We start from the raw sequence: 26,649 nt of genomic DNA, 5'->3' as shown, positions 1-26,649 counted from the left end.
AATCGAAAACTTAGCTTATTCATTATATGAATTAACTTGTTAGTCACTCTTCAAGACTTGATATATCTAATTTTTTAGAAGATATCGTCTCTGCGAGTGCCCACACAGATTGTCTGATAATTTGTTAAAGAGCAGTGCAACTATCGCTGCCGTTTCCGGTCTTCTGCGTTGTTGCGAGGAGGCGTATATTACGCTATTCCTCTGAAGAGTCAAGAGTTTTTTCAAACTTTTTTCTTTTCTCTTCCCTTTCCGTCGTTGCTGTTGTCAGCTCATCGTCGGTCAGTGGGTGCGCATTATAGGGGCTTCTCAGATTAGCGCAAGTATTTATTTCAATTTTTTTTCTGTTCGCTCTATTTTTAAGCTACACGTCTATTTTTGACACTAAAACCCCGCTAGTAGCACAAAAATTATACTAGCAATAACCGTTTTGTCTATTCGTTATCTTCTATCGATCATCATCGATCCACTTACTTTTATTATCATCGCTATTTATTTCAGTTAAAAATAATACTCTGGATTATTCTCTCGTCAGATATACCTGCTCACTGCTATGCTTTTCTATATTACAATTACAGCAAAGTACCGCCACAATATTCGTATGAGGTCAATCATGAGCCATTCCACTATTAGAAGTTACTTACACTTATCACCTTCCATTGCTAAAGATGTTTATATTGACGTGACAGCCACTGTTATTGGTGATGTACGCCTTAGTGAAGATGTCAGCATTTGGCCAATGGTTGTGATCCGCGGTGATGTTAACTATGTCAGTGTAGGAGCAAGGACTAATATTCAAGATGGCTCAGTGCTACATGTTACACATGCATCAGAAAATACCCCTAATGGTTTTCCTCTCATCATCGGTGATGATGTGACTGTTGGACACAAAGCAATGTTACATGGGTGTACAATCGGAAACCGAGTATTAGTCGGCATGGGATCAATCTTACTTGATGGTGCAATTATTGAAGATAATGTTTTGATCGGCGCAGGAAGCCTAGTACCACCAGGTAAACGACTAGAAAGTGGTTTTCTTTATTTAGGTAGCCCAGTAAAAAAGATCCGCCCACTCACGCCCGCAGAAATACAACACTTTATCTACTCTGCTAATAATTACGTAAAGTGGAAGAACGACTATTTATCAACGGCTCATTCCGCCATTGATAAACAGTAAAATGGATGAAGAGTTGACACTTCATACAGCTTAGCCAACTCTTCAAATTCTTCTTCAATTTCCCATCGATGCTGTTTAAACAAACAAAGACCATTACTATTATCACCAAAGCGTGCCTTTAGCTCTTGTTCGGTGATTTGGCAATCAAATAACATTCCATTGACCATGATAGGGAAAAGAACGCTATTTTGATCTTCAAGCCACTGCTCACGATCAGGAAATTGAATGGATTGATTCATTTATTCAAATTTTCTCTTAAAATATTTATTGTTGGATTAATATCAGGTACTCGCTCATACCATAACTCAACGGCATAAGCGGCTTGCCCTACCAGCATACCTAGGCCATCAGATAAGCGTGTACTACCATTTTTTAATGCATGGTATAAAAAAGAAGTCATACCTGCCTTATAATACAAATCATAACAAGCAGTTTTAAAACCATAAGCACTATCAGGTATAGGTGGAATATCGTCCGTCATACTAGATGAAGAGGCGTTAATAATTAGATCATAATGTTTATCTGTAACATTTTGTGGAGCACTAGCTCTAATTGTACCAAATTGGCTAAATTCTTGTGCTAATTGTTGTGCTTTTTCAACAGTGCGATTAGTCAAAGTAATATCACAATTATAATTTAATAATGGTAATAATATCCCTCGTGTAGCACCACCAGCCCCAATAACAAGAACCGATAATATTTTTCCGGGGATAATAAAATCCAACCTAGCTAAATCAAGAATTAAGCCCTGACCATCAGTATTATCACCTAATAACGTGCCGTCATCTAATTTTAAAATAGTATTAACAGCACCACAGGCTTGTGCTCTTTGTGTTAATTTATCCACAAAGCGAAAAGCATCTTCCTTAAAAGGAACGGTAACATTAGCTCCACGTCCACCTTGAGAAAAAAATTGCGTTGCTACTTTATCAAATTCGCCTAATGGAACCAGTAAACGCCCATATTCATAATCAATCCCTGACTGTTTCGAAAAAAGCTGATGAATAAAAGGAGATTGACTATGTTCAATGGGATTGCCCATCACTACATATTTTTCCATAGCATCATTATCCTTGTCGATATAGCTCACCTGTGAGTGCATCTCTAATTTCAGAAGGATTTTTTCTGCCACCAACCTCGCCATTTACAATAGCAATTCGATTACGAAACTGCTCTTGTACTTCTTCAACACTACGGCATGGAGGAAGTCCGCTTAAATTTGCGCTGGTTGATACTAATGGTTTGCCATAAGCCACACATAATGCTTTCACAATAGGGTGATCCGTAACCCTTACAGCTAAGGAAGAAAACCGCCCTGTTAGCCATTTTGGCGTTGTTGACTTAGCTGGAATAACCCAAGTGATTGGGCCTGGCCAAGAGGCAAACATCCGCTCCCGCTGTTCTTGAGTCAATGCGTTATCATCAATATAAGGTTTTAATTGTTCATAGTTATCAGCAATTAAAATAAGCCCTTTCTCAATGGCTCTCTGTTTTAACTCAAGTAATGCCATTACCGCGCTTTCACTATCAGGATCACAACCGACACCAAACACAGCTTCTGTTGGATAGGCAATAACTTGATTATTTTGCAGTGCTTCTATAATTGTATTATTTACAGGTGATACTTCGTTATTCATGTTCTTCTCTTTTTGTTTGTTGCTTGCCACACAATTTGCTGGCGCACACTAATCTTACTCCTTGAGAAGACCTCTTTTCCATCAATAATGGATAATGACAATATTCGCACTCACCATTAATCGGTTTATTATTTAGTACAAATTGACATTCAGGATATTGGTTACAAGCATAAAATATTTTACCAAACCGAGACTTACGCTGTAATAATTTGCCCTTCTCGCACTGAGGACAATGAATCACAGTCTCATCAGGTTTATCAATTTGTTCTATATGCTCACAAGCAGGATAATTGCTACAGCCTATAAACATGCCAAACTTACCTTGTCGTAAAACTAAATCTGCGCCACAACATTGGCAAGGCTGTCCTTCTAATACTTTAATAACCTGTCCATCGCCTTGAGATTTCAACGCCTTAATATAATGGCAATTAGGATAAGCAGAACATCCTAGAAAAGGGCCATGACCACCATTTCTTATAATTAAATCACTGCCACATTCAGGACATTTTTCTTGCTCAGATGGATACGTAAACGGCATTATTTTTGCCATTGTCTTACCTCATAACACTTATTCCAATCGAATATAGCCACCCGCCACAATAGCGACTTTTTCGATAAGCTCAAGCTCTAATAAAAGAGGAGCTAAATCTGATGTGGATAAACCGCTCTTATTCGCAATAATATCAATCGGGATAGCTTTATCAAAACCTAACAAAGGCAATATCAAATTTATTGATTGCTGTTGAGTGGGTGTAAGTTTTTCAATTTCTAATGGCATATTGCTGGACTCTTTTTTATTGGCAGCTGAGCCAACCTCTGCAATATGCTCGTCCTGTAAATCATCATTATGATTAAAGATTAACCACTGCCAAGAGCTATTTAAATATTCCATAATATCATCTGGCGAAGAGGCTAAATTCGCCCCCTGTTTTAGCAACTGATGATTTCCTTCAAAGTGTGAATCACCCAGTAATCCGGGTAACACAAACAATTCTTTGCCTTGTTGTAGAGCATAATTGGCAGTGATTAAAGATCCACTTTTTATGCCAGCTTCTACAATTAAGAGAGCTGAACTCAATCCACTAATAATTCTATTCCTTTGCGGGAAATGACGAGCTAAAGGTGGTGCCATCGGGAGATGCTCTGAAACAAGAACACCCGACTCTTTGATTTGCTCTGCTAGTCGACGATGAAATGATGGGTAAATTTGTTCTAAACCACTCCCCAATACAGCAATAGTGACGCCATGATGTTTTAAAGCACTACGATGTCCAACACCATCAATCCCTTGCGCCAACCCGCTTGTAATTGTGAATTTATTTTTCACGAGCTGTTGTGCAAAATAAGTCGCCCACTTAGTTCCATACTGTGTAGCATCTCTACTACCAATTAATGCAATTTGTGTGCTTTTTAAATGCTCTTTATTACCTGCAACAAAAAGCAAAAGAGGTGGAGAAGATATTTGCTTTAATAGCAAAGGATAATCTGAATCAGAAATTGTTAAGAGTGATGATTCATTTTTATCTAGCCACTTTAATGTACTTTTGACACAATTTGCCTGAAGCCTCATAAATTGGTGACTTTGTTGTTCTGATAGGCCACATTCTAGTAACACTTTACGATTTAGTTGCGTCAATGATTGTAAGTATTCCACCACCTTAATCGCTTTATTTACTGGCAATCTTGAAACAACATTAAGTCTTATCCATATTTCTCTGGCATCCATGCATTATCCTAGTGTTATTTTTTAACATACAAGGTGAGTGCTAAACTCAGCAAATACTGTCAATCCAGACAATAAATGTCTAGAATAGACGTTAATTCTCATTCACATTTTAGAAACAGTCCAAATAAATTATGGCAGTATTACACGTATTACATTATCCAGACGAGCGCCTTCGCACCATTGCAAAGCCAGTCGAAAAAGTTGATGCCGAAATTCAAAAAATTGTCGATGATATGTTTGAAACAATGTATTTGGAAGAAGGTATCGGTTTAGCTGCGACACAGGTGGATATCCACCAGCGCATCATCGTCATTGATATCTCTGAAACACGAGATCAAAAACTGGTACTCATTAATCCAGAACTTCTTGATCAGGAAGGTGATACCGGAATAGAGGAAGGTTGTTTATCAATACCTGAACAACGCGCATTTGTGCCTCGTGCAGAGCGCGTAAAAGTAAGAGCGCTTGATTACAACGGACAACCTTTTGAATTAGAAGCTGATGACTTACTCGCTATTTGTATTCAACATGAGATGGATCATTTAGTTGGCAAATTATTTGTGGATTACTTATCTCCATTAAAACGCCAACGTATCCGCCAAAAAGTTGAAAAGCTCGATAAGAGAAGAGCAAAAGCGGGACAATAGTGATTTACTTGTAACAGGAAAAAAACGTGTCTGATTCATTACGTATTATCTTTGCGGGAACACCCGACTTTGCAGCCCGACATTTAGCTGCTCTGTTATCAACTCAACATCATATTGTTGGGGTATTAACGCCACCAGATAAACCCGCAGGAAGAGGTAAGAAGCTGACGATTAATCCAGTGAAAGAACTGGCATTAACTAATAACATTCCTGTTTATCAACCGACATCGTTAAAACCAGAAGAGAATCATGAGTGGATCAAAGCACTACAACCTGACGTTATGATTGTTGTTGCTTATGGTATGATTTTACCCAAAGCAGTACTTGATATCCCTCGTTTGGGTTGCTTAAACGTCCATGGCTCTCTTCTACCTAAATGGCGAGGTGCTGCACCTATCCAACGTGCCTTATGGGCGGGCGATACAGAAACTGGCGTCACCATTATGCAAATGGATGTTGGTTTAGATACTGGCGATATGCTTTATAAAGCATCATGCCCAATTACTCATCAAGACACGAGTGCTTCTCTTTATGCTAAATTAGCAGAGCTGGGGCCTAAAGCACTAATTAATACATTAGATCTTATCATTAGCGGTGAGTTAAAAGCGGAAAAACAAGATGATAGCCTAGCGAATTACGCAGAAAAGCTATCAAAGGAAGAAGCAAAAATTAATTGGTCGTTATCTGCACAACAGATAGAACGTTGTATTAGAGCGTTTAATCCATGGCCTATGAGCTTTTTTATGCTCGATGATCAGCCGGTGAAAGTATGGGAAGCGCAAGTTATCGCGTCGGATAATACCAATCAAATACCAGGTACATTATTGAAAGCAGATAAAACAGGCATTTATATCGTAACAGGTGAAGGTATTTTAAATATCACCAAGCTTCAACCATCAGGTAAAAAACCTATGGCATCAGCCGATTTCCTAAATTCCAAACGAGATTGGTTTACCCCTGGGAAAATCATTCAATAATGATACTACCCCTTGAAATAACAATATTTCAGGGGGTCCTTTTTTCACGCCAATATTATTCTTCTCTGGCGGCCAATATATAAACGCTAATTCACTATGAAAACGTCATACAACTTACGCAGTATTGCAGCAAAGGCAATAGCTCAAGTTTTAGATCAAGGCTTATCATTAAGTTCGGTGATCCCTGAATTACAAAAAAACATTTCAGATAAAGACAAAGCGCTCTTGCAAGAGCTCTGCTTTGGTACCTTACGTACCTTGCCCCAGCTAGAATGGATCATCCAACAACTAATGGATAAACCACTGAAAGGTAAACAACGAATTTTACATTACCTCATTATGGTCGGTTTATATCAGCTCCTTTATACTCGAGTTCCTGCCCATGCAGCACTCGCTGAAACTGTTAACGGTGCGATCGCACTGAAAAAACCACAATTAAAAGGGTTAATTAACGGTGTATTACGCCAATTTCAGCGTCAACAAGATGTATTAATGGAACGTTTCCAAAATAATGATAGCCGTTATTTGCACCCTTCTTGGTTACTCACACGAATAAAAAATGCCTACCCTGAGCTATGGGAAAGTATTATTGAAGGAAATAACCAAAAGCCGCCAATGTGGTTACGGGTAAATCAAATACATCATTCACGTGAACAGTACTTAGCGCTGCTTGAAAAAGAAGGGATCAGCGCGTTCTCCGATGACCACCACCCCAATGCTATTCGTTTAGAAACACCTTGTAATGTTCACCTGTTACCGGGATTTAATGAGGGCTGGATCACTGTTCAAGACCGCAGTGCTCAGCGTTGTGCAGAATTATTAGCGCCACAAAATAACGAACAAATTCTTGATTTATGTGCAGCCCCTGGGGGAAAAACAACCCATATCTTAGAAATAGCCCCTAAAGCGCATGTTCTCGCCATTGATATCGATGAGCAACGTTTAGCCAGAGTTAAAGAAAATCTAAACCGCTTAAAGCTACATGCCACAGTCAAAAGTGGTGATGGACGTTATCCAGAGCAATGGTGTGCAAATATGCAATTTGACAGGATCTTACTTGATGCTCCTTGCTCAGCAACTGGCGTTATACGTCGCCATCCAGATATCAAATGGCTACGTCGTAATGAAGACATAGCTCAGTTAGCGCAAATTCAAAAAGAAATATTACATGCTATATGGCCATACCTAAAATCAGGCGGCACATTAGTTTATGCTACTTGTTCTATTTTACCGGAAGAAAATAGCCAACAAATTGCAGCCTTCTTATCGTCAATGCAAGATGCTCAATGTGACTATCAGCATCAATGCTTACCGGAGCAATATAGCGGTGATGGCTTCTTTTATGCGCTGATCAACAAAAAATGATCTTCTGATAAAAGATGATATCAGATCTAAAAGAAGCTACTATTCCAACACAAGATCGATGTGAACAGACATTGATCTTGTATTTGTTAATCGAATATTCTGAGAACTGACGATGAAAATTATTATCTTAGGCGCAGGTCAAGTGGGTGGCACTCTCGCTGAAAATCTTGTCGGTGAGAATAACGATATTACTGTTGTCGATACTGATGCTACCCGTTTACGTCAACTTCAAGATAAATTTGATTTAAGAGTTGTAAATGGTCATGGATCTCATCCGAGAGTCTTAAGAGAAGCGGGGGCTGAAGATGCGGATATGCTAGTTGCCGTCACAAATTCTGACGAAACAAATATGATAGCATGCCAAGTCGCTTATACTTTATTTAATACTCCCAATAAAGTTGCTCGTATCCGAGCCTCTGAATTTGTTCGTGAAGCAGATAAACTTTTTTTACCAGAAGCAATTCCTATTGATTACCTCATCTCCCCTGAACACCTCGTTATAGATTATATCTATAAACTAATTCAATACCCCGGTGCCCTACAGGTAGTAAACTTTGCTGAAGGTCAAGTCAGTATCGTGGCAGTAAAAGCCTACTATGGTGGATCACTTGTGGGTAATGCACTATCCACTCTACGTGATCATATGCCACATATTGATACTCGTGTTGCGGCTATCTTTCGCCAAGATAGACCTATTCGCCCTCAAGGATCGACCATTATTGAAGCGGGTGATGAGGTCTTTTTCGTGGTGGCATCACAACATATTCGCGCAGTAATGAGTGAGCTACAACGATTAGAAAAACCTTATAAACGCATTATGATTGTTGGTGGCGGAAACGTTGGAGCAGGATTAGCGGCAAGATTAGAAAAAGATTATAGCGTTAAGCTGATTGAGCATAATCAACAACGTGCTACCGAGTTAGCAGAGCTCCTCCATGATACTATCGTGTTTTATGGTGATGCATCTGATCAAGAGCTACTCGCTGAAGAGCATATTGAGCAAATCGATGTCTTTATTGCACTCACTAATGATGATGAAGCAAATATCATGTCCGCAATGCTCGCAAAACGTATGGGGGCAAAAAAAGCCATGGTACTTATTCAACGCAGTGCTTATGTTGATTTAGTCCAAGGTGGAGTCATTGATATTGCCATCTCTCCGCAACAAGCCACTATTTCAGCACTATTAGGTCATGTTCGCAAAGCAGATATTGTCAGTGTCTCCTCATTACGTCGCGGTGTTGCTGAAGCTATTGAAGCCATTGCACATGGTGATGAAAATACCTCAAAAGTTGTCGGTAGACGTATTCAAGATATCAAACTTCCGCCAGGCACAATTATCGGCGCCATTGTCCGCAATGAAGATGTCATTATTGCCAATGCAAGTCACTCAATAGAACAAGGTGACCATGTGATCATGTTTATTACAGATAAAAAATATGTTCCTGAAGTAGAAAAACTGTTCCAACCTAGTCCATTTTTCTTATAACTCTAGTGTAGAAATAAGAATAGTAGTGATTGTTACTGATACTGATCTATTATTATTATCTAAACACATATTTTTATATCTAGATCCATACTAATAAGGGGTGGTTATGGCTTTTTTCAAAGAGTTTCGTGAATTTGCAATGAAAGGCAATGTTGTTGACATGGCAGTCGGTGTCATCATTGGTGCCGCATTCGGAAAAATTGTTTCATCCTTAGTAGCTGATGTGATTATGCCTCCATTAGGCTTACTCATTGGAGGGATCGATTTTAAACAATTTAGTTTAGTACTAAGAGAGGCTCATGGGGATATACCTGCCGTTATCTTAAACTATGGTGCCTTTATACAAACTGTTTTTGATTTTGCCATTGTCGCGTTTGCTATTTTCTGTGCGATTAAATTAATTAATAAGATGCGCAGACAAGAAGAAGAGCAACCTAAAGCACCACCTGCACCTTCAGCAGAAGAAACTTTATTAACAGAAATCCGTGATCTATTAAAAAATCAGCAAAAATAAAAACTAAAAGGCCAGTGATAACAATTGAAAATATTTGTTATCACTGGCCTCCCAGTTACCTTTCTTATTATGTTTTGCCTTTCTCATATAGCTGCCTTTGCCTTTCTTATTTTTTTCTACCCGTTGTCTAAATAAAGGATCATGAACAAGTGCAGCTAACGCATTATCTTTGATCACACCTTTTTGGTGCTGATATTTGCTAGACATAAAAACCTCTTAAATTATTAAAGAACATAAAGCATAGAACAACAATCTTCAGTGCAGATATTATTGCTTTGTCGCTCCAGATTCAAGTATTTCTAGAATTGAACAATATGTACTTTCATGAGCGGTTCCACAGCAAGCATTGCTTAACATTTTTAAAGAATCACGCATCTTTTCCATTTCTTTTAGACGAGCCTCAACTTCTGCTAGCCTAGCATCAACAATATGTTTTGATTCTACACAAGTATGATGCGCAGGATCGACTCTAATTGAAAGTAACTCAGTAATAGCATCCAGAGTAAAGCCTAACTCTTTGGCATAACGAATAAAGCGTAATCTTTGCAAATCTTGTTCTGTATACAGACGATAGCCACCTTCTGTCCGTCTATCATGTTCCATCAATCCTTGTTTTTCATAAAAACGGATAGTATCTGTTGTAACATTCGCTAATTTTGCAATTTGGCCGATGCGATACATTGATCACTCCTCAAACTAATGATAAGTAAGCATAACAAATAACCAAAAAAATAGAATTGAAATATAGTGCGATACTTAATACTTACTTTCGCACAATAGCAGCATATTCAAAAGTAAATATATAACACCCACATAAATAAAGAAGTAGCGAGTCATTAAAGGGAGGAACCAATAAATTTAAATTTATTGCTAATCTATAGCAATAAAAAAACCGGATTAAAAAATCCGGTCTTTTTATTCGCTTCGCTAAATAATAATTTATTATTCAGCAGCTGCTTCTGTTTCAGAATCAGCACGGTCAACAAGCTCAATGTAAGCCATTGGAGCATTGTCACCTGCACGGAAGCCACACTTCAGAATACGAGTGTAACCACCTGCACGGCTCGCAAAACGCGGACCTAATACTGTAAACAGTTTTGCCACGACTTCGTTGTCACGAGTACGGGCGAATGCCAGACGACGATTAGCTACGCTGTCGGTCTTGGCAAGAGTAATCAGCGGCTCAACGACGCGACGCAGTTCTTTCGCTTTAGGCAAAGTTGTCTTGATGATTTCATGACGAACTAAAGAACCTGCCATGTTGCGAAACATAGCCTGACGATGGCTGCTGTTGCGGTTCAATTGACGACCACTCTTACGATGGCGCATGACCTTATCCTTCTCAGTAAAACCTTAACCTGTGATCTTATTCATCAGCGATACTTGCAGGTGGCCAATTCTCAAGGCGCATGCCTAGAGATAAACCACGCGACGCCAGTACGTCTTTAATCTCAGTAAGAGATTTCTTACCAAGGTTAGGCGTCTTAAGTAATTCAACTTCAGTACGCTGTACCAGATCACCGATGTAGTGGATTGCTTCTGCCTTCAGACAGTTAGCAGAGCGGACAGTCAATTCAAGATCGTCAACTGGGCGCAGCAGGATCGGATCGAACTCTGGCTTCTCTTCTTTAACTTCAGGCTGACGAACATCACGTAAGTCAACAAAAGCTTCAAGCTGTTCAGCCAGGATAGTCGCTGCACGGCGAATCGATTCTTCTGGATCGATAGTACCGTTAGTCTCCATCTCGATTACCAGCTTATCCAAGTCGGTACGTTGTTCAACACGCGCTGCTTCCACAGTATAAGCGATTCGCTCAACTGGGCTATAACACGCATCTACTAGTAAACGACCGATAGGGCGCTCATCTTCTTCCGAATGAATTCGGGCAGAAGCCGGCACATAACCACGACCACGCTGAACTTTGATACGCATATTAATAGATGCGTTTTCGTCTGTAAGGTGGCAGATAACGTGCTGCGGCTTGACGATTTCGACATCACCGTCATGGATGATATCGGCTGCAATAACAGGGCCAATGCCAGATTTGCTCAAAGTAAGAATTACTTCATCTTTACCATGAACTTTTACCGCCAACCCCTTAAGGTTGAGCAGTATTTCTAGGATATCTTCCTGAACACCTTCTTTGGTGCTGTACTCATGCAGTACACCATCAATCTCAACCTCTGTTACCGCACAACCCGGCATAGACGAAAGCAGAATACGGCGCAGTGCGTTACCTAGAGTGTGGCCGAAGCCTCGCTCTAATGGCTCAAGGGTCACCTTGGCGTGCGTCGAACTCACTTGCTCGATATCAACCAGGCGCGGTTTTAGAAACTCTGTCACAGAACCCTGCATTGTGTCCTCTCTTTGGTGCTAAGCCTTACTTGGAGTAAAGCTCGACGATCAGGTGCTCGTTAATGTCCGCAGACAAGTCAGTACGTTCAGGAATACGTTTGAACACACCTTCCATCTTAGCAGCATCAACTTCCAGCCATGTTGGCTTTTCACGCTGTTCAGCCAGCTCTAAAGCAGCCTTAATACGAGACTGTTTTTTCGATTTTTCACGAACGCTGACTACGTCATTCGGGGAAACCTGATAAGAAGCAATATTAACCACGCGACCATTTACCATGATTGCTTTGTGGCTAACCATCTGACGTGCTTCTGCGCGAGTTGCGCCAAAGCCCATACGATAAACAACGTTATCCAGACGACCTTCTAACAGAGTAAGTAAGTTCTCACCTGTGTTGCCTTTCAGACGTGTTGCTTCTTTGTAGTAGTTACGGAATTGACGCTCTAGAACACCGTAAATACGACGTACTTTTTGTTTTTCACGTAACTGAACACCGTAATCAGACAGACGCGGTTTACGTGCGCCGTGCTGACCTGGTGCTTGTTCCAGTTTACACTTGGTGTCAATCGCCCGAACGCCAGATTTCAGAAATAAATCTGTACCTTCGCGACGGCTCAGCTTGAGCTTAGGACCCAAATATCTTGCCATTTTCTTTCTCCAACTATCCTAAAAACGAAACCGTTATTAAACGCGACGTTTTTTCGGTGGACGACAACCGTTATGAGGAATCGGAGTCACATCAGTAATATTAGTGATGCGGAAACCAGCCGCGTTTAATGCACGGATAGTTGACTCACGACCAGGACCAGGTCCTTTTACCATAACTTCCAAGTTCTTAATTCCGTACTCTTTAACAGCTTCAGCGCAACGTTCTGCTGCAACCTGAGCCGCAAACGGAGTAGATTTACGAGAACCACGGAAACCGGAACCACCGGCAGTAGCCCAACCCAACGCGTTACCTTGACGGTCTGTAATAGTAACGATTGTGTTGTTGAAAGAAGCATGGATATGAGCCACACCGTCAGAGACTTGTTTTCTTACACGCTTACGTGCACGAATAGGTGCTTTTGCCATTGTTCAAATACCCCGATTATTTCTTGATCGGCTTACGCGGACCCTTACGGGTACGTGCGTTAGTCTTAGTACGCTGACCGCGAACTGGTAGACCACGACGATGACGTAAACCACGGTAAGTACCAAGATCCATCAGACGTTTGATGCTCAGGGTAACTTCACGACGTAGATCACCTTCTACAACGTATTTGGCAACTTCGTCACGCAGCTTGTCGATTTGCTCTTCAGACAGCTCACTGATCTTAACATTTTCAGCAATACCCGTTGCTTCACAGATAGCCTGTGAACGAGTTTTACCAATGCCGTAAATCGATGTTAAAGCGATTACGGTATGTTTATGATCAGGAATGTTAATGCCTGCTATACGGGCCACTATGCACTCCTAAATTAACTTTATACAGTACTATTCTGAAAAGCCCGTTTTCAGGATACTCAAACAATACTGTATGATTATAAATGATTGGGCTGGCTAATTTAGCCAGCTCAACCGAACTTTGCAAGAAAAAAATGCAATAATTTAGCCTTGACGCTGTTTATGCTTAGGGTCAACACTGCAAATTACACGCACGTGGCCGTGACGTCTAACGATTTTGCAGTTACGGCACATTTTCTTGACGGAAGCACGAACTTTCATTTTTACTCTCCGTAACTTCTAAAACAAACCCATCTTATCGGTAATTAGCCTTTAAGGTTTGCTTTTTTCAATGCAGACTCATACTGACTTGACATCAGGAGAGTTTGCACTTGAGCCATAAAATCCATGATGACCACAACCACGATTAAGAGGGAAGTACCACCAAAATAGAAAGGTACTTTCATTGCGTCACGCATGAACTCCGGGATGAGACAGATAAAGGTAATGTACAGAGCACCGATTAAGGTTAAACGTGTCATCACTTTATCTATATATTTAGCCGTCTGCTCTCCCGGGCGAATTCCTGGTACAAATGCACCGGACTTCTTCAGGTTATCTGCCGTTTCTCTTGGGTTGAAAACCAACGCCGTATAGAAGAAACAGAAGAAGATGATTGCAGCAGCGTATAGTAACACATAAATAGGTTGACCAGGCTGTAAATTTAAAGAAATTGTCGTCAGCCAACCCCATCCTGTACCATCGCCAAACCAAGAGGTTATTGTACCAGGAAACAGAATAATACTTGAAGCAAAAATTGCCGGTATTACACCCGCCATATTTACCTTAAGTGGTAGATGTGTACTTTGTGCCGCGTATATTCTACGCCCTTGTTGACGTTTTGCATAGTTAACAACGATACGACGTTGTCCTCTTTCTACAAAAACAACAAAGAAAGTTACCGCGAACACCAATACTGCAACCAACAATAACAGGAGGAAGTGCAGTTCGCCTTGCCGCGCCTGCTCGATGGTTTGACCAATGGCAGGTGGAAGACCTGCAACGATACCTGCAAAGATAATGATTGAGATACCGTTACCAATACCACGTTCAGTGATTTGCTCACCTAACCACATCAGGAACATTGTCCCTGTGACTAAGCTCACAACAGCCGTAATATAGAATGGTAAGCCTGGATTAATAACCAGACCTTGCATTCCTGGCATATTCGGTAAGCCTGTTGCGATACCAATAGATTGGAATATCGCCAGCACCAAAGTACCATAACGGGTATATTGGCTGATCTTACGACGACCGGCCTCCCCTTCCTTCTTAATCTCCGCTAACCGAGGGTTAACCACTGATAATAGTTGGATAATAATCGATGCCGAAATATAAGGCATGATACCCAGCGCAAAGATAGAAGCACGGCTAAGAGCACCACCAGAGAACATGTTAAACATTTCAATGATGGTGCCTTTTTGCTGATCGAGCAATTTGGCAAGCACAGTGGCATCAATACCAGGGATAGGAATAAAAGAGCCAATCCTAAAGACAATTAGTGCACCAAGAACAAACAGTAATCTGCGTTTTAGTTCACCTATACCACCTTTAGCACTCTGAAAATCTAACCCTGGTTGTTTAGCCATCTGTCACTTATTCCTCAATTTTACCGCCAGCTGATTCGATTGCTGCACGGGCACCTTTGGTAACACGCAGACCACGAATAGTCACTGCACGGTTAACCTCGCCAGACAGAATTAATTTTGCAAATTCAATCTGTGGGCCAACAACGTTTGCGGCTTTCAGTGCATTCAGATCGATTACATCGCCTTCAACATAAGCCAAATCAGACAGACGGATTTCCGCAGTCACGAATGATTTACGTGAAGTAAAACCAAATTTTGGTAAACGACGGTATAAAGGCATCTGACCACCTTCAAAACCACGACGTACGCCACCGCCAGAACGAGATTTCTGACCTTTGTGACCACGGCCGCCAGTTTTACCTAGGCCAGAACCGATACCACGACCTACACGTTTAGGCGCATGCTTGGCACCTTCAGCCGGAGACAGAGTATTTAAACGCATCTCTTACTCCTCAACTTTAACCATATAGGAAACCAAGTTGATCATACCGCGAACTGCTGGTGTATCTTCGCGTTCTACAGTGTGACCGATGCGACGCAGACCTAAACCAGCCATAGTTGCCTTATGTTTAGGCAGACGGCCGATTAAACTGCGTGTTTGAGTAATTTTAATAGTCTTAGCCATGGTCATTACCCCAGAATTTCTTCAACGGATTTACCACGCTTAGCTGCGACCATTTCTGGAGACTTCATGCTATCTAAAGCGTCCAGTGTTGCACGAACGACGTTAATCGGATTCGTGGAACCATAGGTTTTAGCCAGTACGTTACGAACGCCAGCCACTTCTAGAACTGCACGCATTGCACCACCTGCGATGATACCAGTACCTTCATGAGCAGGCTGCATAAATACGCGAGAACCTGTATGAGTACCTTTAATAGGGTGGAACAGAGTACCGTTGTTTAAAGCGACGGTTTTCATATTGCGACGGGCTTTTTCCATCGCTTTCTGGATTGCTGCCGGAACTTCGCGAGCTTTGCCATATCCAAAACCAACGCGGCCATTACCATCACCAACTACTGTAAGAGCGGTGAAGCTAAAGATACGACCACCTTTAACGGTTTTCGATACGCGGTTTACCGCGATCAGCTTTTCCTGCAGTTCGCCAGCTTGTTTCTCGATGTGAGCCATCTTACACTCCTACCTTAGAACTGAAGGCCAGCTTCACGGGCAGCATCTGCCAGTGCCTGGACTCGACCATGATATTGGAAACCGGAACGGTCAAATGATACTGATTTGATACCTTTTTCCAGAGCGCGTTCAGCAACAATTTTACCAACTACTGCTGCTGCTTCTTTGTTTCCAGTGTTTTTCAGTTGCTCAATGATAGCTTTTTCTGTAGTAGAAGCGGCCACCAAAGTTTCAGAACCGTTTGGTGCAATAACCTGCGCATAAATATGGCGAGGGGTACGATGTACCACCAGGCGAGTCGCACCCAGTTCCTGGAGCTTACGGCGTGCGCGGGTCGCACGACGGATACGAGCTGCTTTCTTATCCATAGTGTTACCTTACTTCTTCTTAGCCTCTTTGATACGCACAACTTCGTCGGCGTAACGAATACCTTTACCTTTATAAGGTTCAGGGCGACGGTAAGCACGCAGTTCAGCTGCTACTTGACCAATCACTTGCTTATCCGCACCTTTCAGTAGGATTTCAGTTTGTGTTGGACATTCAGCAGTGATGCCTGCTGGCAGTTGGTGTTCCACTGGATGTGAATAACCTACTGATAAGTTAACTATGTTGCCCTTAACAGACGCACGATAACCTACACCTACCAGTTGCAGTTTCTTAGTGAAGCCTTCGGTAACACCTACAACCATTGCATTTAGCAGTGAACGAGTAGTACCCGCTTGTGCCCATGCATCAGCATAACCATCGCGTGGTGCGAAAGTTAGTTGGTTGTCAGCATGTTGAATTTCAACTGCATTATGGATAGTACGAGTAAGCTCGCCGTTTTTACCCTTAATCGTAATTACCTGACCGTTGAGTTTAACCTCTACGCCGGCAGGAATGACGACGGGTGCTTTTGCCACACGAGACATTCTTTCCTCCCGAATTAAGCTACGTAGCAGATAATCTCGCCACCAAGACCTGCTTGGCGAGCTGCACGATCAGTCATAACACCTTTTGAGGTAGAAACAACAGCGATGCCCAGTCCTGCCATAACTTGTGGCAGCTCATCTTTTCTTTTATAGATGCGCAGACTTGGACGGCTTACGCGCTGAATGCTTTCTACTACAGCCTTACCTTGGAAATATTTTAAAGTGATTTCCAGTTCTGGCTTAGTGTCGCCTTCAATTTTAAAATCTTCGATATAACCTTCTTCCTTAAGCACGTTGGCAATCGCCACTTTCAGCTTGGAGGAAGGCATTGTGACCGCAACTTTATTCGCGGCCTGACCGTTACGGATACGGGTCAGCATATCCGCGATGGGATCTTGCATGCTCATCTGTCTTTACTCCCGTGATTCAATTAGGGTGATTACCAGCTAGCCTTTCTAAGGCCCGGGATTTCACCGCGCATAGCGGCTTCACGGACTTTAATACGGCTTAGGCCAAATTTCCGCAGGAAACCGTGCGGACGTCCAGTTTGACGGCAGCGGTTACGCTGACGTGAAGGACTTGAATCACGTGGCAGTGTTTGCAGTTTCAGAACAGCATTCCAACGATCTTCATCAGATACGTTTACATCTGAAACGATAGCTTTCAGTTCTGCGCGTTTTGCGAAGAATTTCTCAGCTAAATTCGCACGTTTTACATCACGTGCTTTCATAGATTTCTTAGCCATGAATGCCCTGCCTTACTTGCGGAACGGGAAGTTAAACGCTGCTAACAATGCGCGACCTTCATCATCAGATTTCGCAGTCGTAGTAATGGTAATATCCAAACCACGAACACGATCCACTTTATCGTAATCGATTTCAGGGAAGATGATTTGTTCACGCACGCCCATGCTGTAGTTACCACGTCCATCGAATGATTTAGCGGACAAACCACGGAAGTCACGGATACGTGGTACAGCAATAGAGATCAGACGTTCAAAGAACTCCCACATGCGTTCGCCACGCAGGGTCACTTTACAGCCGATCGGATAGCCCTGGCGGATTTTGAAGCCTGCAACAGATTTGCGTGCTTTGGTGATCAGAGGTTTTTGACCTGAGATTGCTGCTAAATCAGCTGCTGCATTATCCAGCAGTTTTTTATCAGCAATTGCTTCACCAACACCCATGTTCAGGGTGATCTTCTCGACCCGAGGGACTTGCATGACAGAATGGTAACCAAACTGAGACATCAGTTTTTGGACTACCTCGTCTTTGTAGTAATCATGCAGTTTCGCCATCGTATACTCCAAATTACTTGATAGTTTCTTTATTAGATTTGAAGAAACGAACTTTTTTGCCGTCTTCGAATCTAAAACCTACACGGTCAGCCTTGCCGGTTGCCGCATTGAAGATTGCAACGTTAGAAACTTGAATTGCAGCTTCTTTTTCAACGATGCCACCTGGTTGGTTCAGAGCCGGTACTGGCTTCTGATGTTTTTTAACCAGATTGATACCTTCAACGATAACTTTACCAGAAGAAAGAACCTGTTTTACTTTACCGCGCTTACCTTTATCTTTACCAGTTAGCACGATAACTTCGTCTTCACGACGGATTTTCGCTGCCATTGCCTGCTCCTTAGAGTACTTCAGGTGCCAGAGAGATTATTTTCATAAACTTCTCGTTACGAAGTTCACGAGTAACCGGCCCAAAAATACGCGTACCAATAACTTGCTCGCTGTTGTTGTTTAACAATACACAAGCGTTGCTATCGAAGCGAATGACAGAACCGTCAGGGCGACGAACACCCTTCTTGGTGCGCACCACTACCGCTTTCAGTACATCACCTTTCTTAACTTTACCACGTGGAATTGCTTCTTTAATGGTAATTTTGATGATGTCACCTACATCTGCGTAGCGACGGTGCGAGCCACCTAGAACCTTGATACACATTACGCGACGTGCACCGGAGTTGTCGGCCACGTTCAGCATAGTCTGTTCTTGGATCATTTTAGTGCTCCGCTAAATGTCAACTACTACTGAGCCACTTCCACATTAGAAGAGGCCGTTCAATATCCCATAATACGAGGGAGCGGCATTATAACACCACATTCTCGATATGGACAGAAAAAATAAACGGCTCGTTCAGTTTTGAGCCGTTTATTTCGTACGAAAAGGCTATTTTATTACAGAACAGCTTTTTCTACAACGCGAACTAACGCCCAAGACTTAGTCTTAGAGATAGGACGTGTTTGACGAATTTCTACTACGTCACCCATGCCACATTCGTTGTTCTCGTCATGTACATGCAGTTTAGTCGTACGACGGATGAATTTACCATATAATGGATGTTTCACCATACGATCGATAGCAACAACAACAGATTTTTCCATTTTGTCACTTACCACACGACCTTGCAGAGTACGGATTTTATCGGTCATTACGCACCCGCCTTCTCAGTCAGTAAAGTCTTAACGCGTGCGATATTACGACGCACTTGTTTCAACAGATGAGACTGTTGTAACTGACCACTTGCTGCCTGCATACGCAGATTGAACTGCTCACGCAGTAAGTTCAGCAATTCAGTGTTCAGCTCTTCAACGCTCTTTTCGCGCAGCTCTTTTGCTTTCATTACATCACCGTCTTAGTTACAAAGGTGGTTTTGATAGGCAGTTTTGCTGCCGCTAGCTGAAATGCTTCACGGGCCACTTCTTCAGGCACACCATCCATTTCATATAGGACTTTACCTGGCTGGATCAAGGCAACCCAATACTCCACGTTACCTTTACCTTTACCCATACGGACTTCGAGCGGCTTTTCAGTGATTGGTTTGTCTGGGAACACACGGATCCAGATTTTACCCTGACGCTTAACTGCACGGGTCATTGCACGACGTGCCGCTTCGATCTGACGTGCAGTCAGACGACCACGGCCCACAGCTTTAAGACCGTAAGTCCCGAAGCTTACATCCGTACCTATAGCTAAGCCACGGTTGCGGCCTTTATGCACTTTACGGAATTTTGTACGCTTAGGTTGTAACATCAGCGACTCTCCTTACTTGCGGCCTTTACGCTGCTGCTTTTTAGGTTGAGCGGCTGGTTTTTCCGCCTGTTCAACCGCAGCCATACCACCCAGGATCTCACCTTTGAAGATCCATACCTTAACGCCGAGCACACCATAAGTAGTATGTGCTTCTGAGGTATTGTAGTCGATATCTGCACGCAGAGTGTGCAGAGGTACACGACCTTCACGATACCATTCAGTACGAGCGATTTCAGCGCCGCCTAAACGACCACTTACTTCCACTTTAATACCTTTAGCGCCTAAACGCATTGCGTTCTGTACCGCACGCTTCATAGCACGACGGAACATAACACGACGTTCCAGCTGTGAAGTGATGCTGTCAGCAACTAATTTTGCGTCCAGTTCAGGTTTACGTACTTCGGCGATATTAATTTGCGCAGGAACGCCAGCGATATCCGCTACGTTTTTACGCAGTTTTTCTACATCTTCACCTTTTTTACCGATAACGATACCTGGGCGAGCAGTGTGAATAGTCACACGGATGCTTTTCGCAGGACGTTCGATAACGATACGAGATACAGATGCTTTTGCCAGTTCTTTAGTTAAGTACTGGCGCACTTTAAAATCGCTGTCTAGGTTGTCAGCGAATTCATTGGTACCCGCATACCATGTGGAATTCCAAGGCTTGACAATGCCAAGGCGGATACCATTAGGATGTACTTTTTGACCCATTGCTAGTCTCCAGAGTCTCAGCGATCGGACACAACCACAGTGATGTGGCTGGTGCGCTTCAGAATACGATCTGCACGGCCTTTTGCACGAGGCATAATGCGCTTCATAGAAGGACCTTCGTCAACAAAGATCTTAGCTACTTTCAGATCATCAATGTCAGCGCCATCGTTGTGTTCTGCATTAGCAATAGCAGACTCGAGTACTTTCTTCACTAAACCAGCAGCTTTCTTGTTGGTATAGGTCAGAGTTTCCAGAGCTTGCGACACTTTCTTACCGCGAATCAGGTCTGCCACCAGGCGAACCTTCTGAGCAGAAGAACGAGCGTGGCGATGTATAGCGATAGTTTCCATCTCTTCCTCCTACCTTATTTCTTCTTAGCCTTTTTATCGGCTGCATGACCGCGATAAGTACGGGTCGGCGCGAATTCACCCAGTTTGTGACCAACCATTTCGTCGGAAACGTAAACTGGAACATGCTGACGACCATTATGGACAGCGATGGTCAAACCGATCATGTTAGGAAAGATCGTTGAACGACGGGACCAAGTCTTAACAGGCTTTTTGTCACCGCTTTCCACCGCTTTCTCTACCTTCTTCAGCAAGTGCAGGTCAATAAATGGACCTTTCTTGAGAGAACGTGGCATGGCTTATCCTCTAATTATTTCTTAGTACGACGATGAACGATAAAGTGTTCAGTGCGTTTGTTTTTACGAGTCTTCTTACCTTTGGTTTGAACGCCCCAAGGTGTTACTGGGTGTTTACCAAAGTTACGACCTTCACCACCACCGTGTGGGTGGTCTACTGGGTTCATCGCAGTACCGCGAACGGTAGGACGAATACCACGCCAGCGACTTGCACCAGCTTTACCCAGAACGCGTAACATGTGCTCAGAGTTACCTACTTCACCGATAGTTGCACGGCAATCAGAAGGGATCTTACGCATTTCACCAGAACGCAGACGGATAGTGACATAAGCACCATCACGCGCAACGATTTGAACGTAAGTACCAGCTGAACGAGCTAACTGACCACCTTTACCTGGTTTCATTTCTACGTTATGAACGGTAGAACCAACCGGGATATTACGCATTGGTAAGGTGTTACCCGTTTTGATAGCAGCATCAACGCCAGATTGAACTTTATCACCCGCTTTCAGGCCTTTTGGAGCCAGGATGTAGCGGCGTTCACCATCAGCATACAGCACTAAAGCGATGTTAGCTGAACGGTTTGGATCATATTCCAGACGTTCTACTGTCGCAGGGATACCATCTTTGTTGCGTTTAAAGTCAACAATACGGTAAGCCTGTTTGTGACCACCACCGATATGACGGGTAGTGATACGACCATTGTTGTTACGACCACCGGATTTGCTGTTCTTTTCCAGCAATGGCGCATAAGGTTTCCCTTTATGCAGCTCTGGGTTTACCACTTTAACTACGTGGCGACGGCCCGGAGACGTAGGTTTACATTTAACAATTGCCATTGTTCTTTACTCCTCCGACTTACTCAGCGCCGCCGACGAAGTCCAGATTCTGGCCTTCCTTCAGGGTGACGTAAGCTTTTTTCCAGTCGCTACGACGACCAATACGCTGACCGTGACGTTTCACTTTGCCTTTCATCAGCAGAGTGTTAACACTTTCAACTTCGACTTCAAACAGTTTTTGTACAGCTGCTTTAATCTCTGCTTTGGTCGCGTCTTTAGCAACTTTGAGAACGATGGTATTTGATTTTTCCATCGCGATAGAAGCTTTTTCAGATACATGCGGCGCGCGCAGTACTTTCAGCAGACGTTCTTCACGGATCATGCCAGCATCTCCTCAACTTGCTTCACAGCGTCAGCAGTCATGACGACTTTGTCGAAGGCGATTAAGCTAACTGGATCGATTGTTGCTGCATCACGAACGTCTACTTTGTATAAGTTACGTGCTGCTAAATACAGATTCTCATCAACTTCTGCTGTGACAATCAGTACATCTTCCAGAGCCATATCTTTCAGTTTCTGTGCTAAAAGCTTAGTTTTAGGCGCTTCAACAGAGAACTTCTCTACGACGATCAGACGATCTTGACGTACCAGTTCTGACAGAATGCTCTTCAGAGCACCGCGGTACATCTTTTTGTTTACTTTTTGACTGTGGTCCTGTGGTTTAGCTGCGAAGCTAACACCACCAGAGCGCCAAATTGGGCTCTTGATTGAACCTGAACGTGCACGACCTGTACCTTTCTGGCGCCATGGCTTTTTGCCTGAACCAGAAACTTCAGCACGAGTTTTCTGAGCACGAGTACCTTGACGAGCACCAGCAGCGTATGCAACGACTACTTGATGCACAAGCGCTTCGTTAAAGTCACGCCCGAAGGTAGTTTCGGAAACAGTCAGCGCGCCTTGCGCGTCTTTCATTACCAATTCCATTCCTATCTCCTCGACGTTACGCCTTGACAGCTGGTTTAACGATCAGGTCACTGCCAGTTGCACCTGGGACAGCACCTTTGACCAGCAGCAGGTTGCGCTCAGCGTCAACACGTACTACTTCCAGGCTCTGAACGGTAACTTGTTCGTTACCCAGTTGACCTGCCATTTTCTTGCCTTTAAATACACGACCCGGAGTCTGGTTCTGACCGATAGAACCCGGAACGCGGTGAGACAAGGAGTTACCGTGGGTAGCATCTTGAGTACGGAAGTTCCAGCGCTTTACAGTACCAGCAAAACCTTTACCTTTAGATGTTCCAGTAACGTCGACTTTTTTAACGTCAGCGAAAATTTCTACACTAATGCTTTGACCTACAGTGTATTCTTCGCCTTCGTTCAGACGGAATTCACGCAGTAAGCGGCCAGCTTCAACGCCAGCTTTAGCAAAATGACCTGCTTCAGGTTTCAGTACACGGTTCGCTTTTTTGCTACCTGTAGTCACCTGAATTGCACGATAACCGTCTTTCTCTAGATCTTTGACCTGAGTAACACGGTTGTTTTCAATTTCGATAACGGTTACAGGGATTGAAACGCCATCTTCAGTGAAGATACGAGTCATTCCTACTTTTTTACCGACTAAACCAATCATTGTTTCAACCTCTCAATCGCTTGATGACCTGATTAACCTAGGCTGATCTGCACGTCTACGCCGGCAGCCAGATCCAGACGCATCAGAGCATCAACGGTTTTCTCGGTTGGCTCAACGATGTCAACCAGACGTTTGTGAGTGCGAATTTCATACTGATCACGCGCATCTTTATTAACGTGCGGAGAAATCAACACTGTGAAACGCTCTTTGCGAGTCGGCAGTGGGATTGGACCACGAACTTGCGCACCTGTGCGCTTAGCAGTCTCTACGATTTCCGCAGTTGATTGATCAATCAGACGATGATCAAAAGCTTTCAGGCGGATACGGATTCTTTGGTTCTGCATGAGACCAGAGCTCCAACTATTTTTTATAAACGTAAATGATTACTACTCGTACCCATTTCGATTGATGAGAGAGTGTAATCGTTCTGCATATAACTCCCCAATCGGGAGTATTATATTAATGCAATAAAAAAATCTGCATTAGCTGATAAATCAGCCCCACTAAATCAGTGAGCCTGCGCATTATACTTGCCTGAGAGATGAAATCAAGCCAAGAATAAAAAAACAGCGATAAAAATTATCTAGCCACAGCAAATTGAACTTAAAAAATAAAAAACAAAGGCAACAATAGCGTTACCTTTGTTTTTATAAATTCGATAGATAGCAATAAAGAAAGATTAATACTTCTTTTTTGCTAAAAGATGAAATCACTCTTCAATCATTTGCGCTTGAAGATAGTTTTGTAGTCCGATACGTTCAATAAGCTCCAGTTGGGTTTCAATCCAATCGATATGCCCTTCTTCATCCGTTAAGATTTCTAGCATCAGATCTCTGCTCACATAATCATGAATTGAATCAGCATAAGCGATAGCTTCACGTAAGTCTTTTGCTCCCCCTAGTTCGAGTTCAAGATCTGAACGCAACATCTCTTCAACATCTTCACCGATATTGAGTTTTCCTAAATCTTGTAAGTTAGGGATACCTTCTAAAAATAAAATACGCTCAATATATTTATCAGCATGCTTCATTTCATCAATAGATTCATGGTATTCCATCGCATTAAGGCGAGTAAATCCCCAGTTTTTAAACATACGGGCATGCAAGAAATACTGATTAATTGCAACAAGTTCACCACCTAATAATTTATTAAGGTGGGCTATCATTTTTTTATCACCTTTCATTTTTATGCTCCTTTGCTTCCAGTCTTTTTAGTGTAGACCTTTTATACAAAGTAGAGAGAAAGGAATATTAAAAAATGTTATGCAACTTCAGAAATTTGAGGATAAAGGAGGTGTTGTTCATCATCTATAAGTTGACGAGCTTGACGTATACATTTACCACAACAACTGCCTACAGGTAGGATTTGACGCAATTGATTGATTGTTCGAATTTGATGTTTATGAACAGTAGAGATAATTTTTTTATCACTCACACCATGACACAGACAGACATACATAATAACGACCTCATTAACTACCTATCAAGATAGTAAATGATAATCATTGTTATTTCAATTTCTATTTATCGTACAGATCTATCTAATTGTGCTGATGATAATAAAAAATGAATAATGGCAATAAGCTAGTTATCGTTAATAGAGGCATAAACTAAAAAAGGGCATCATCAGATGCCCTTTTCAAAAATAATAAAGCTAGGAATTAACCTAATACTTTAGCAACAACACCCGCACCTACTGTACGGCCACCTTCACGGATTGCGAAGCGTAAACCTTCGTCCATTGCGATTGGGTGGATCAGTTCAACGATCATGTTCACGTTGTCGCCTGGCATTACCATTTCTACGCCTTCTGGTAATTCGATAGTACCAGTTACGTCAGTTGTACGGAAGTAGAACTGTGGACGGTAGCCTTTGAAGAATGGCGTGTGACGACCACCTTCATCTTTGCTCAGAATATAAACTTCTGATTCAAATTTGTTGTGTGGGTTGATTGAACCTGGTTTCGCCAGTACTTGTCCACGTTCGATTTCTTCACGTTTTGTACCACGCAGCAGAACACCTACGTTCTCACCTGCACGACCTTCGTCAAGTAATTTACGGAACATTTCAACGCCAGTACAAGTTGTTTTTGCGGTTTCTTTGATACCAACAATCTCAACTTCATCACCTACTTTGATGATACCACGCTCTACACGACCAGTAACTACTGTACCACGACCTGAGATTGAGAATACATCTTCGATTGGTAACAGGAATGGTTTGTCAATTGCACGCTCTGGCTCTGGGATATAAGAATCCAGTGCTTCTGCTAATTCAACAATTTTTGCTTCCCACTCTGCTTCGCCTTCCAGTGCTTTCAGCGCTGAACCACGGATTACTGGAGTGTCATCACCTGGGAAATCGTATTGAGACAGAAGTTCACGAACTTCCATTTCAACTAATTCTAACAGCTCTTCATCATCTACCATGTCACATTTGTTCAGGAATACGATGATGTAAGGAACACCAACCTGACGACCTAACAGGATGTGCTCACGAGTTTGTGGCATTGGACCATCAGTTGCTGCTACTACCAGAATAGCTCCGTCCATTTGCGCAGCACCAGTGATCATGTTTTTAACATAGTCGGCGTGACCTGGGCAGTCTACGTGTGCGTAGTGGCGAGTTGGAGTATCGTATTCTACGTGTGAAGTAGAGATGGTGATACCACGCGCTTTTTCTTCTGGCGCATTATCGATTTGGTCGAATGCACGAGCAGCACCACCGTAAGTTTTAGCTAAAACTGTAGTGATTGCAGCAGTCAGAGTTGTTTTACCGTGGTCAACGTGGCCGATAGTACCAACGTTAACGTGCGGTTTTGAACGTTCAAATTTTTCTTTAGACA

Annotated in this window: 44 protein-coding genes; 6 read left to right on the top strand and 38 right to left on the bottom strand. The window is 42.6% G+C overall.

Translation table 11 applies throughout. From position 1 onward, the window contains the following. Window positions 1–610: 610 nt before the first annotated feature. Window positions 611–1,174 (top strand): gamma carbonic anhydrase family protein, encoded by a 564-nt coding sequence (locus AACU95_RS02945; protein ID WP_004249682.1) that lies wholly within the window; start codon window positions 611–613, stop codon window positions 1,172–1,174. On the opposite strand, the gene AACU95_RS02940 is transcribed toward AACU95_RS02945, so the two are convergent. The 5 genes from AACU95_RS02940 to dprA are packed head-to-tail and all read right to left on the bottom strand — an operon-like array spanning window position 1,150 to window position 4,537. Further along, window positions 1,150–1,413: a DUF1488 family protein gene (locus AACU95_RS02940; RefSeq protein ID WP_004249882.1), complete on the bottom strand. Its 264-nt coding sequence runs from the start codon at window positions 1,411–1,413 to the stop codon at window positions 1,150–1,152. The two genes, AACU95_RS02945 and AACU95_RS02940, sit on opposite strands and share 25 nt — an antisense overlap. Next, window positions 1,410–2,234: a shikimate dehydrogenase gene (gene aroE / locus AACU95_RS02935; RefSeq protein WP_004249684.1), complete on the bottom strand. Its 825-nt coding sequence runs from the start codon at window positions 2,232–2,234 to the stop codon at window positions 1,410–1,412. The genes AACU95_RS02940 and aroE overlap by 4 nt, the downstream gene beginning before the upstream one ends. 7 nt (window positions 2,235–2,241) lie before the next feature. Continuing rightward, window positions 2,242–2,811 carry an L-threonylcarbamoyladenylate synthase type 1 TsaC gene (tsaC, locus tag AACU95_RS02930; protein WP_004249883.1) on the bottom strand — a complete coding sequence of 190 codons (570 nt, stop codon included), beginning with the start codon at window positions 2,809–2,811 and terminating at the stop codon, window positions 2,242–2,244. Continuing rightward, window positions 2,804–3,361, bottom strand: coding sequence for a DNA topoisomerase family protein (locus tag AACU95_RS02925; RefSeq protein ID WP_004246931.1), 558 nt, complete (start codon window positions 3,359–3,361; stop codon window positions 2,804–2,806). Before AACU95_RS02925 ends, tsaC begins: the two co-directional genes overlap by 8 nt. 18 nt (window positions 3,362–3,379) lie before the next feature. After that, entirely contained in the window at window positions 3,380–4,537 is a 1,158-nt protein-coding gene (dprA, locus tag AACU95_RS02920; protein ID WP_004246932.1) for a DNA-processing protein DprA, read from the bottom strand. 131 nt (window positions 4,538–4,668) lie between these two features. On the opposite strand from dprA, the gene def reads away from it, so the two are divergent. The 5 genes from def (at window position 4,669) to mscL (ending at window position 9,529) form a co-directional block, all read left to right on the top strand. After that, a complete protein-coding gene (gene def / locus AACU95_RS02915; RefSeq protein WP_004246933.1) occupies window positions 4,669–5,184 on the top strand; it encodes a peptide deformylase in 516 nt (171 codons plus the stop codon). A 26-nt stretch (window positions 5,185–5,210) separates the two neighbouring features. After that, on the top strand, window positions 5,211–6,161 hold the full coding sequence (fmt, locus tag AACU95_RS02910; protein WP_004246934.1) for a methionyl-tRNA formyltransferase: 951 nt from the start codon (window positions 5,211–5,213) through the stop codon (window positions 6,159–6,161). A 96-nt stretch (window positions 6,162–6,257) separates the two neighbouring features. Continuing rightward, window positions 6,258–7,526, top strand: a complete 1,269-nt coding sequence (rsmB, locus tag AACU95_RS02905; protein WP_049203210.1) for a 16S rRNA (cytosine(967)-C(5))-methyltransferase RsmB — start codon at window positions 6,258–6,260, stop codon at window positions 7,524–7,526. 112 nt (window positions 7,527–7,638) lie between these two features. Beyond that, window positions 7,639–9,015, top strand: coding sequence for a Trk system potassium transporter TrkA (trkA, locus tag AACU95_RS02900; protein ID WP_004246936.1), 1,377 nt, complete (start codon window positions 7,639–7,641; stop codon window positions 9,013–9,015). 106 nt (window positions 9,016–9,121) lie between these two features. Further along, complete coding sequence (gene mscL / locus AACU95_RS02895) at window positions 9,122–9,529, top strand: large-conductance mechanosensitive channel protein MscL (RefSeq protein ID WP_004246937.1); 408 nt, start codon at window positions 9,122–9,124, stop codon at window positions 9,527–9,529. A gap of 3 nt (window positions 9,530–9,532) precedes the next feature. On the opposite strand, the gene AACU95_RS02890 is transcribed toward mscL, so the two are convergent. From AACU95_RS02890 to tuf, 33 genes are all read right to left on the bottom strand, one after another. Then, window positions 9,533–9,736 (bottom strand): alternative ribosome-rescue factor A, encoded by a 204-nt coding sequence (locus AACU95_RS02890; protein WP_004246938.1) that lies wholly within the window; start codon window positions 9,734–9,736, stop codon window positions 9,533–9,535. Window positions 9,737–9,796: 60 nt separating this feature from the next. Then, on the bottom strand, window positions 9,797–10,210 hold the full coding sequence (gene zntR / locus AACU95_RS02885; RefSeq protein ID WP_004246939.1) for a Zn(2+)-responsive transcriptional regulator: 414 nt from the start codon (window positions 10,208–10,210) through the stop codon (window positions 9,797–9,799). 261 nt (window positions 10,211–10,471) lie between these two features. Continuing rightward, window positions 10,472–10,858, bottom strand: a complete 387-nt coding sequence (gene rplQ / locus AACU95_RS02880) for a 50S ribosomal protein L17 (protein WP_004246940.1) — start codon at window positions 10,856–10,858, stop codon at window positions 10,472–10,474. 37 nt (window positions 10,859–10,895) lie between these two features. Further along, a complete protein-coding gene (locus AACU95_RS02875; RefSeq protein ID WP_004246941.1) occupies window positions 10,896–11,885 on the bottom strand; it encodes a DNA-directed RNA polymerase subunit alpha in 990 nt (329 codons plus the stop codon). A 25-nt stretch (window positions 11,886–11,910) separates the two neighbouring features. Further along, on the bottom strand, window positions 11,911–12,531 hold the full coding sequence (gene rpsD, locus AACU95_RS02870) for a 30S ribosomal protein S4 (RefSeq protein ID WP_004246942.1): 621 nt from the start codon (window positions 12,529–12,531) through the stop codon (window positions 11,911–11,913). A 36-nt stretch (window positions 12,532–12,567) separates the two neighbouring features. After that, a complete protein-coding gene (gene rpsK / locus AACU95_RS02865) occupies window positions 12,568–12,957 on the bottom strand; it encodes a 30S ribosomal protein S11 (protein ID WP_002919257.1) in 390 nt (129 codons plus the stop codon). Window positions 12,958–12,973: 16 nt separating this feature from the next. Further along, window positions 12,974–13,330: a 30S ribosomal protein S13 gene (gene rpsM / locus AACU95_RS02860; protein ID WP_004249689.1), complete on the bottom strand. Its 357-nt coding sequence runs from the start codon at window positions 13,328–13,330 to the stop codon at window positions 12,974–12,976. A 144-nt stretch (window positions 13,331–13,474) separates the two neighbouring features. After that, window positions 13,475–13,591, bottom strand: coding sequence for a 50S ribosomal protein L36 (gene rpmJ, locus AACU95_RS02855; protein WP_012368691.1), 117 nt, complete (start codon window positions 13,589–13,591; stop codon window positions 13,475–13,477). Between the two features lie 44 nt (window positions 13,592–13,635). Beyond that, the gene (gene secY, locus AACU95_RS02850; protein WP_004246943.1) at window positions 13,636–14,958 is read right to left on the bottom strand and encodes a preprotein translocase subunit SecY; all 1,323 of its coding nucleotides are present in this window, start codon (window positions 14,956–14,958) and stop codon (window positions 13,636–13,638) included. Between the two features lie 7 nt (window positions 14,959–14,965). Beyond that, window positions 14,966–15,400 carry a 50S ribosomal protein L15 gene (gene rplO, locus AACU95_RS02845; protein ID WP_004246944.1) on the bottom strand — a complete coding sequence of 145 codons (435 nt, stop codon included), beginning with the start codon at window positions 15,398–15,400 and terminating at the stop codon, window positions 14,966–14,968. A 3-nt stretch (window positions 15,401–15,403) separates the two neighbouring features. Further along, window positions 15,404–15,583 carry a 50S ribosomal protein L30 gene (gene rpmD, locus AACU95_RS02840; protein WP_012368690.1) on the bottom strand — a complete coding sequence of 60 codons (180 nt, stop codon included), beginning with the start codon at window positions 15,581–15,583 and terminating at the stop codon, window positions 15,404–15,406. Between the two features lie 5 nt (window positions 15,584–15,588). Next, window positions 15,589–16,089 carry a 30S ribosomal protein S5 gene (gene rpsE / locus AACU95_RS02835; protein WP_004246946.1) on the bottom strand — a complete coding sequence of 167 codons (501 nt, stop codon included), beginning with the start codon at window positions 16,087–16,089 and terminating at the stop codon, window positions 15,589–15,591. 14 nt (window positions 16,090–16,103) lie between these two features. Beyond that, window positions 16,104–16,457, bottom strand: coding sequence for a 50S ribosomal protein L18 (rplR, locus tag AACU95_RS02830; protein ID WP_004246947.1), 354 nt, complete (start codon window positions 16,455–16,457; stop codon window positions 16,104–16,106). 9 nt (window positions 16,458–16,466) lie between these two features. Continuing rightward, the gene (rplF, locus tag AACU95_RS02825) at window positions 16,467–17,000 is read right to left on the bottom strand and encodes a 50S ribosomal protein L6 (protein ID WP_161737168.1); all 534 of its coding nucleotides are present in this window, start codon (window positions 16,998–17,000) and stop codon (window positions 16,467–16,469) included. Window positions 17,001–17,014: 14 nt separating this feature from the next. Next, window positions 17,015–17,407 (bottom strand): 30S ribosomal protein S8, encoded by a 393-nt coding sequence (gene rpsH, locus AACU95_RS02820; RefSeq protein ID WP_004246950.1) that lies wholly within the window; start codon window positions 17,405–17,407, stop codon window positions 17,015–17,017. A gap of 32 nt (window positions 17,408–17,439) precedes the next feature. Beyond that, window positions 17,440–17,745, bottom strand: a complete 306-nt coding sequence (gene rpsN, locus AACU95_RS02815) for a 30S ribosomal protein S14 (RefSeq protein WP_004246951.1) — start codon at window positions 17,743–17,745, stop codon at window positions 17,440–17,442. Between the two features lie 12 nt (window positions 17,746–17,757). Next, the gene (gene rplE, locus AACU95_RS02810) at window positions 17,758–18,297 is read right to left on the bottom strand and encodes a 50S ribosomal protein L5 (RefSeq protein ID WP_004246952.1); all 540 of its coding nucleotides are present in this window, start codon (window positions 18,295–18,297) and stop codon (window positions 17,758–17,760) included. Between the two features lie 13 nt (window positions 18,298–18,310). Beyond that, window positions 18,311–18,625, bottom strand: a complete 315-nt coding sequence (gene rplX / locus AACU95_RS02805) for a 50S ribosomal protein L24 (RefSeq protein ID WP_004246953.1) — start codon at window positions 18,623–18,625, stop codon at window positions 18,311–18,313. A 10-nt stretch (window positions 18,626–18,635) separates the two neighbouring features. Continuing rightward, entirely contained in the window at window positions 18,636–19,007 is a 372-nt protein-coding gene (gene rplN, locus AACU95_RS02800; RefSeq protein WP_004246955.1) for a 50S ribosomal protein L14, read from the bottom strand. Between the two features lie 176 nt (window positions 19,008–19,183). Then, window positions 19,184–19,438, bottom strand: coding sequence for a 30S ribosomal protein S17 (gene rpsQ, locus AACU95_RS02795; RefSeq protein ID WP_004246956.1), 255 nt, complete (start codon window positions 19,436–19,438; stop codon window positions 19,184–19,186). Then, window positions 19,438–19,629: a 50S ribosomal protein L29 gene (gene rpmC / locus AACU95_RS02790; RefSeq protein WP_004238624.1), complete on the bottom strand. Its 192-nt coding sequence runs from the start codon at window positions 19,627–19,629 to the stop codon at window positions 19,438–19,440. The genes rpsQ and rpmC overlap by 1 nt, the downstream gene beginning before the upstream one ends. Continuing rightward, entirely contained in the window at window positions 19,629–20,039 is a 411-nt protein-coding gene (gene rplP, locus AACU95_RS02785; RefSeq protein WP_004246957.1) for a 50S ribosomal protein L16, read from the bottom strand. The genes rpmC and rplP overlap by 1 nt, the downstream gene beginning before the upstream one ends. A 12-nt stretch (window positions 20,040–20,051) precedes the next feature. Further along, window positions 20,052–20,753, bottom strand: coding sequence for a 30S ribosomal protein S3 (rpsC, locus tag AACU95_RS02780; RefSeq protein ID WP_004246958.1), 702 nt, complete (start codon window positions 20,751–20,753; stop codon window positions 20,052–20,054). A 17-nt stretch (window positions 20,754–20,770) separates the two neighbouring features. Further along, window positions 20,771–21,103 carry a 50S ribosomal protein L22 gene (gene rplV / locus AACU95_RS02775; protein WP_004246959.1) on the bottom strand — a complete coding sequence of 111 codons (333 nt, stop codon included), beginning with the start codon at window positions 21,101–21,103 and terminating at the stop codon, window positions 20,771–20,773. A 14-nt stretch (window positions 21,104–21,117) separates the two neighbouring features. Then, on the bottom strand, window positions 21,118–21,396 hold the full coding sequence (rpsS, locus tag AACU95_RS02770; RefSeq protein ID WP_004246960.1) for a 30S ribosomal protein S19: 279 nt from the start codon (window positions 21,394–21,396) through the stop codon (window positions 21,118–21,120). 14 nt (window positions 21,397–21,410) lie between these two features. Next, the gene (rplB, locus tag AACU95_RS02765; RefSeq protein ID WP_004246961.1) at window positions 21,411–22,235 is read right to left on the bottom strand and encodes a 50S ribosomal protein L2; all 825 of its coding nucleotides are present in this window, start codon (window positions 22,233–22,235) and stop codon (window positions 21,411–21,413) included. Window positions 22,236–22,254: 19 nt separating this feature from the next. After that, window positions 22,255–22,557: a 50S ribosomal protein L23 gene (gene rplW / locus AACU95_RS02760; RefSeq protein WP_004246962.1), complete on the bottom strand. Its 303-nt coding sequence runs from the start codon at window positions 22,555–22,557 to the stop codon at window positions 22,255–22,257. Next, window positions 22,554–23,159: a 50S ribosomal protein L4 gene (gene rplD / locus AACU95_RS02755; RefSeq protein ID WP_004246964.1), complete on the bottom strand. Its 606-nt coding sequence runs from the start codon at window positions 23,157–23,159 to the stop codon at window positions 22,554–22,556. Before rplD ends, rplW begins: the two co-directional genes overlap by 4 nt. Window positions 23,160–23,175: 16 nt before the next feature. Beyond that, window positions 23,176–23,805: a 50S ribosomal protein L3 gene (gene rplC / locus AACU95_RS02750; protein ID WP_004246966.1), complete on the bottom strand. Its 630-nt coding sequence runs from the start codon at window positions 23,803–23,805 to the stop codon at window positions 23,176–23,178. 32 nt (window positions 23,806–23,837) lie between these two features. Beyond that, a complete protein-coding gene (gene rpsJ, locus AACU95_RS02745) occupies window positions 23,838–24,149 on the bottom strand; it encodes a 30S ribosomal protein S10 (RefSeq protein WP_001181005.1) in 312 nt (103 codons plus the stop codon). Window positions 24,150–24,514: 365 nt separating this feature from the next. Continuing rightward, on the bottom strand, window positions 24,515–24,988 hold the full coding sequence (bfr, locus tag AACU95_RS02740) for a bacterioferritin (RefSeq protein WP_004246967.1): 474 nt from the start codon (window positions 24,986–24,988) through the stop codon (window positions 24,515–24,517). 77 nt (window positions 24,989–25,065) lie between these two features. Then, window positions 25,066–25,263 carry a bacterioferritin-associated ferredoxin gene (bfd, locus tag AACU95_RS02735; RefSeq protein ID WP_004246968.1) on the bottom strand — a complete coding sequence of 66 codons (198 nt, stop codon included), beginning with the start codon at window positions 25,261–25,263 and terminating at the stop codon, window positions 25,066–25,068. Between the two features lie 202 nt (window positions 25,264–25,465). After that, the coding region (tuf, locus tag AACU95_RS02730) for an elongation factor Tu (RefSeq protein ID WP_017627866.1) at window positions 25,466–26,649 on the bottom strand (1,184 nt) is incomplete at its 5' end.

Origin of the sequence: Proteus sp. G4415 (assembly GCF_963896075.1) — a bacterium.
Lineage (GTDB): Bacteria > Pseudomonadota > Gammaproteobacteria > Enterobacterales > Enterobacteriaceae > Proteus > Proteus mirabilis.
This window is presented reverse-complemented; position numbering and strand designations above follow the sequence as displayed.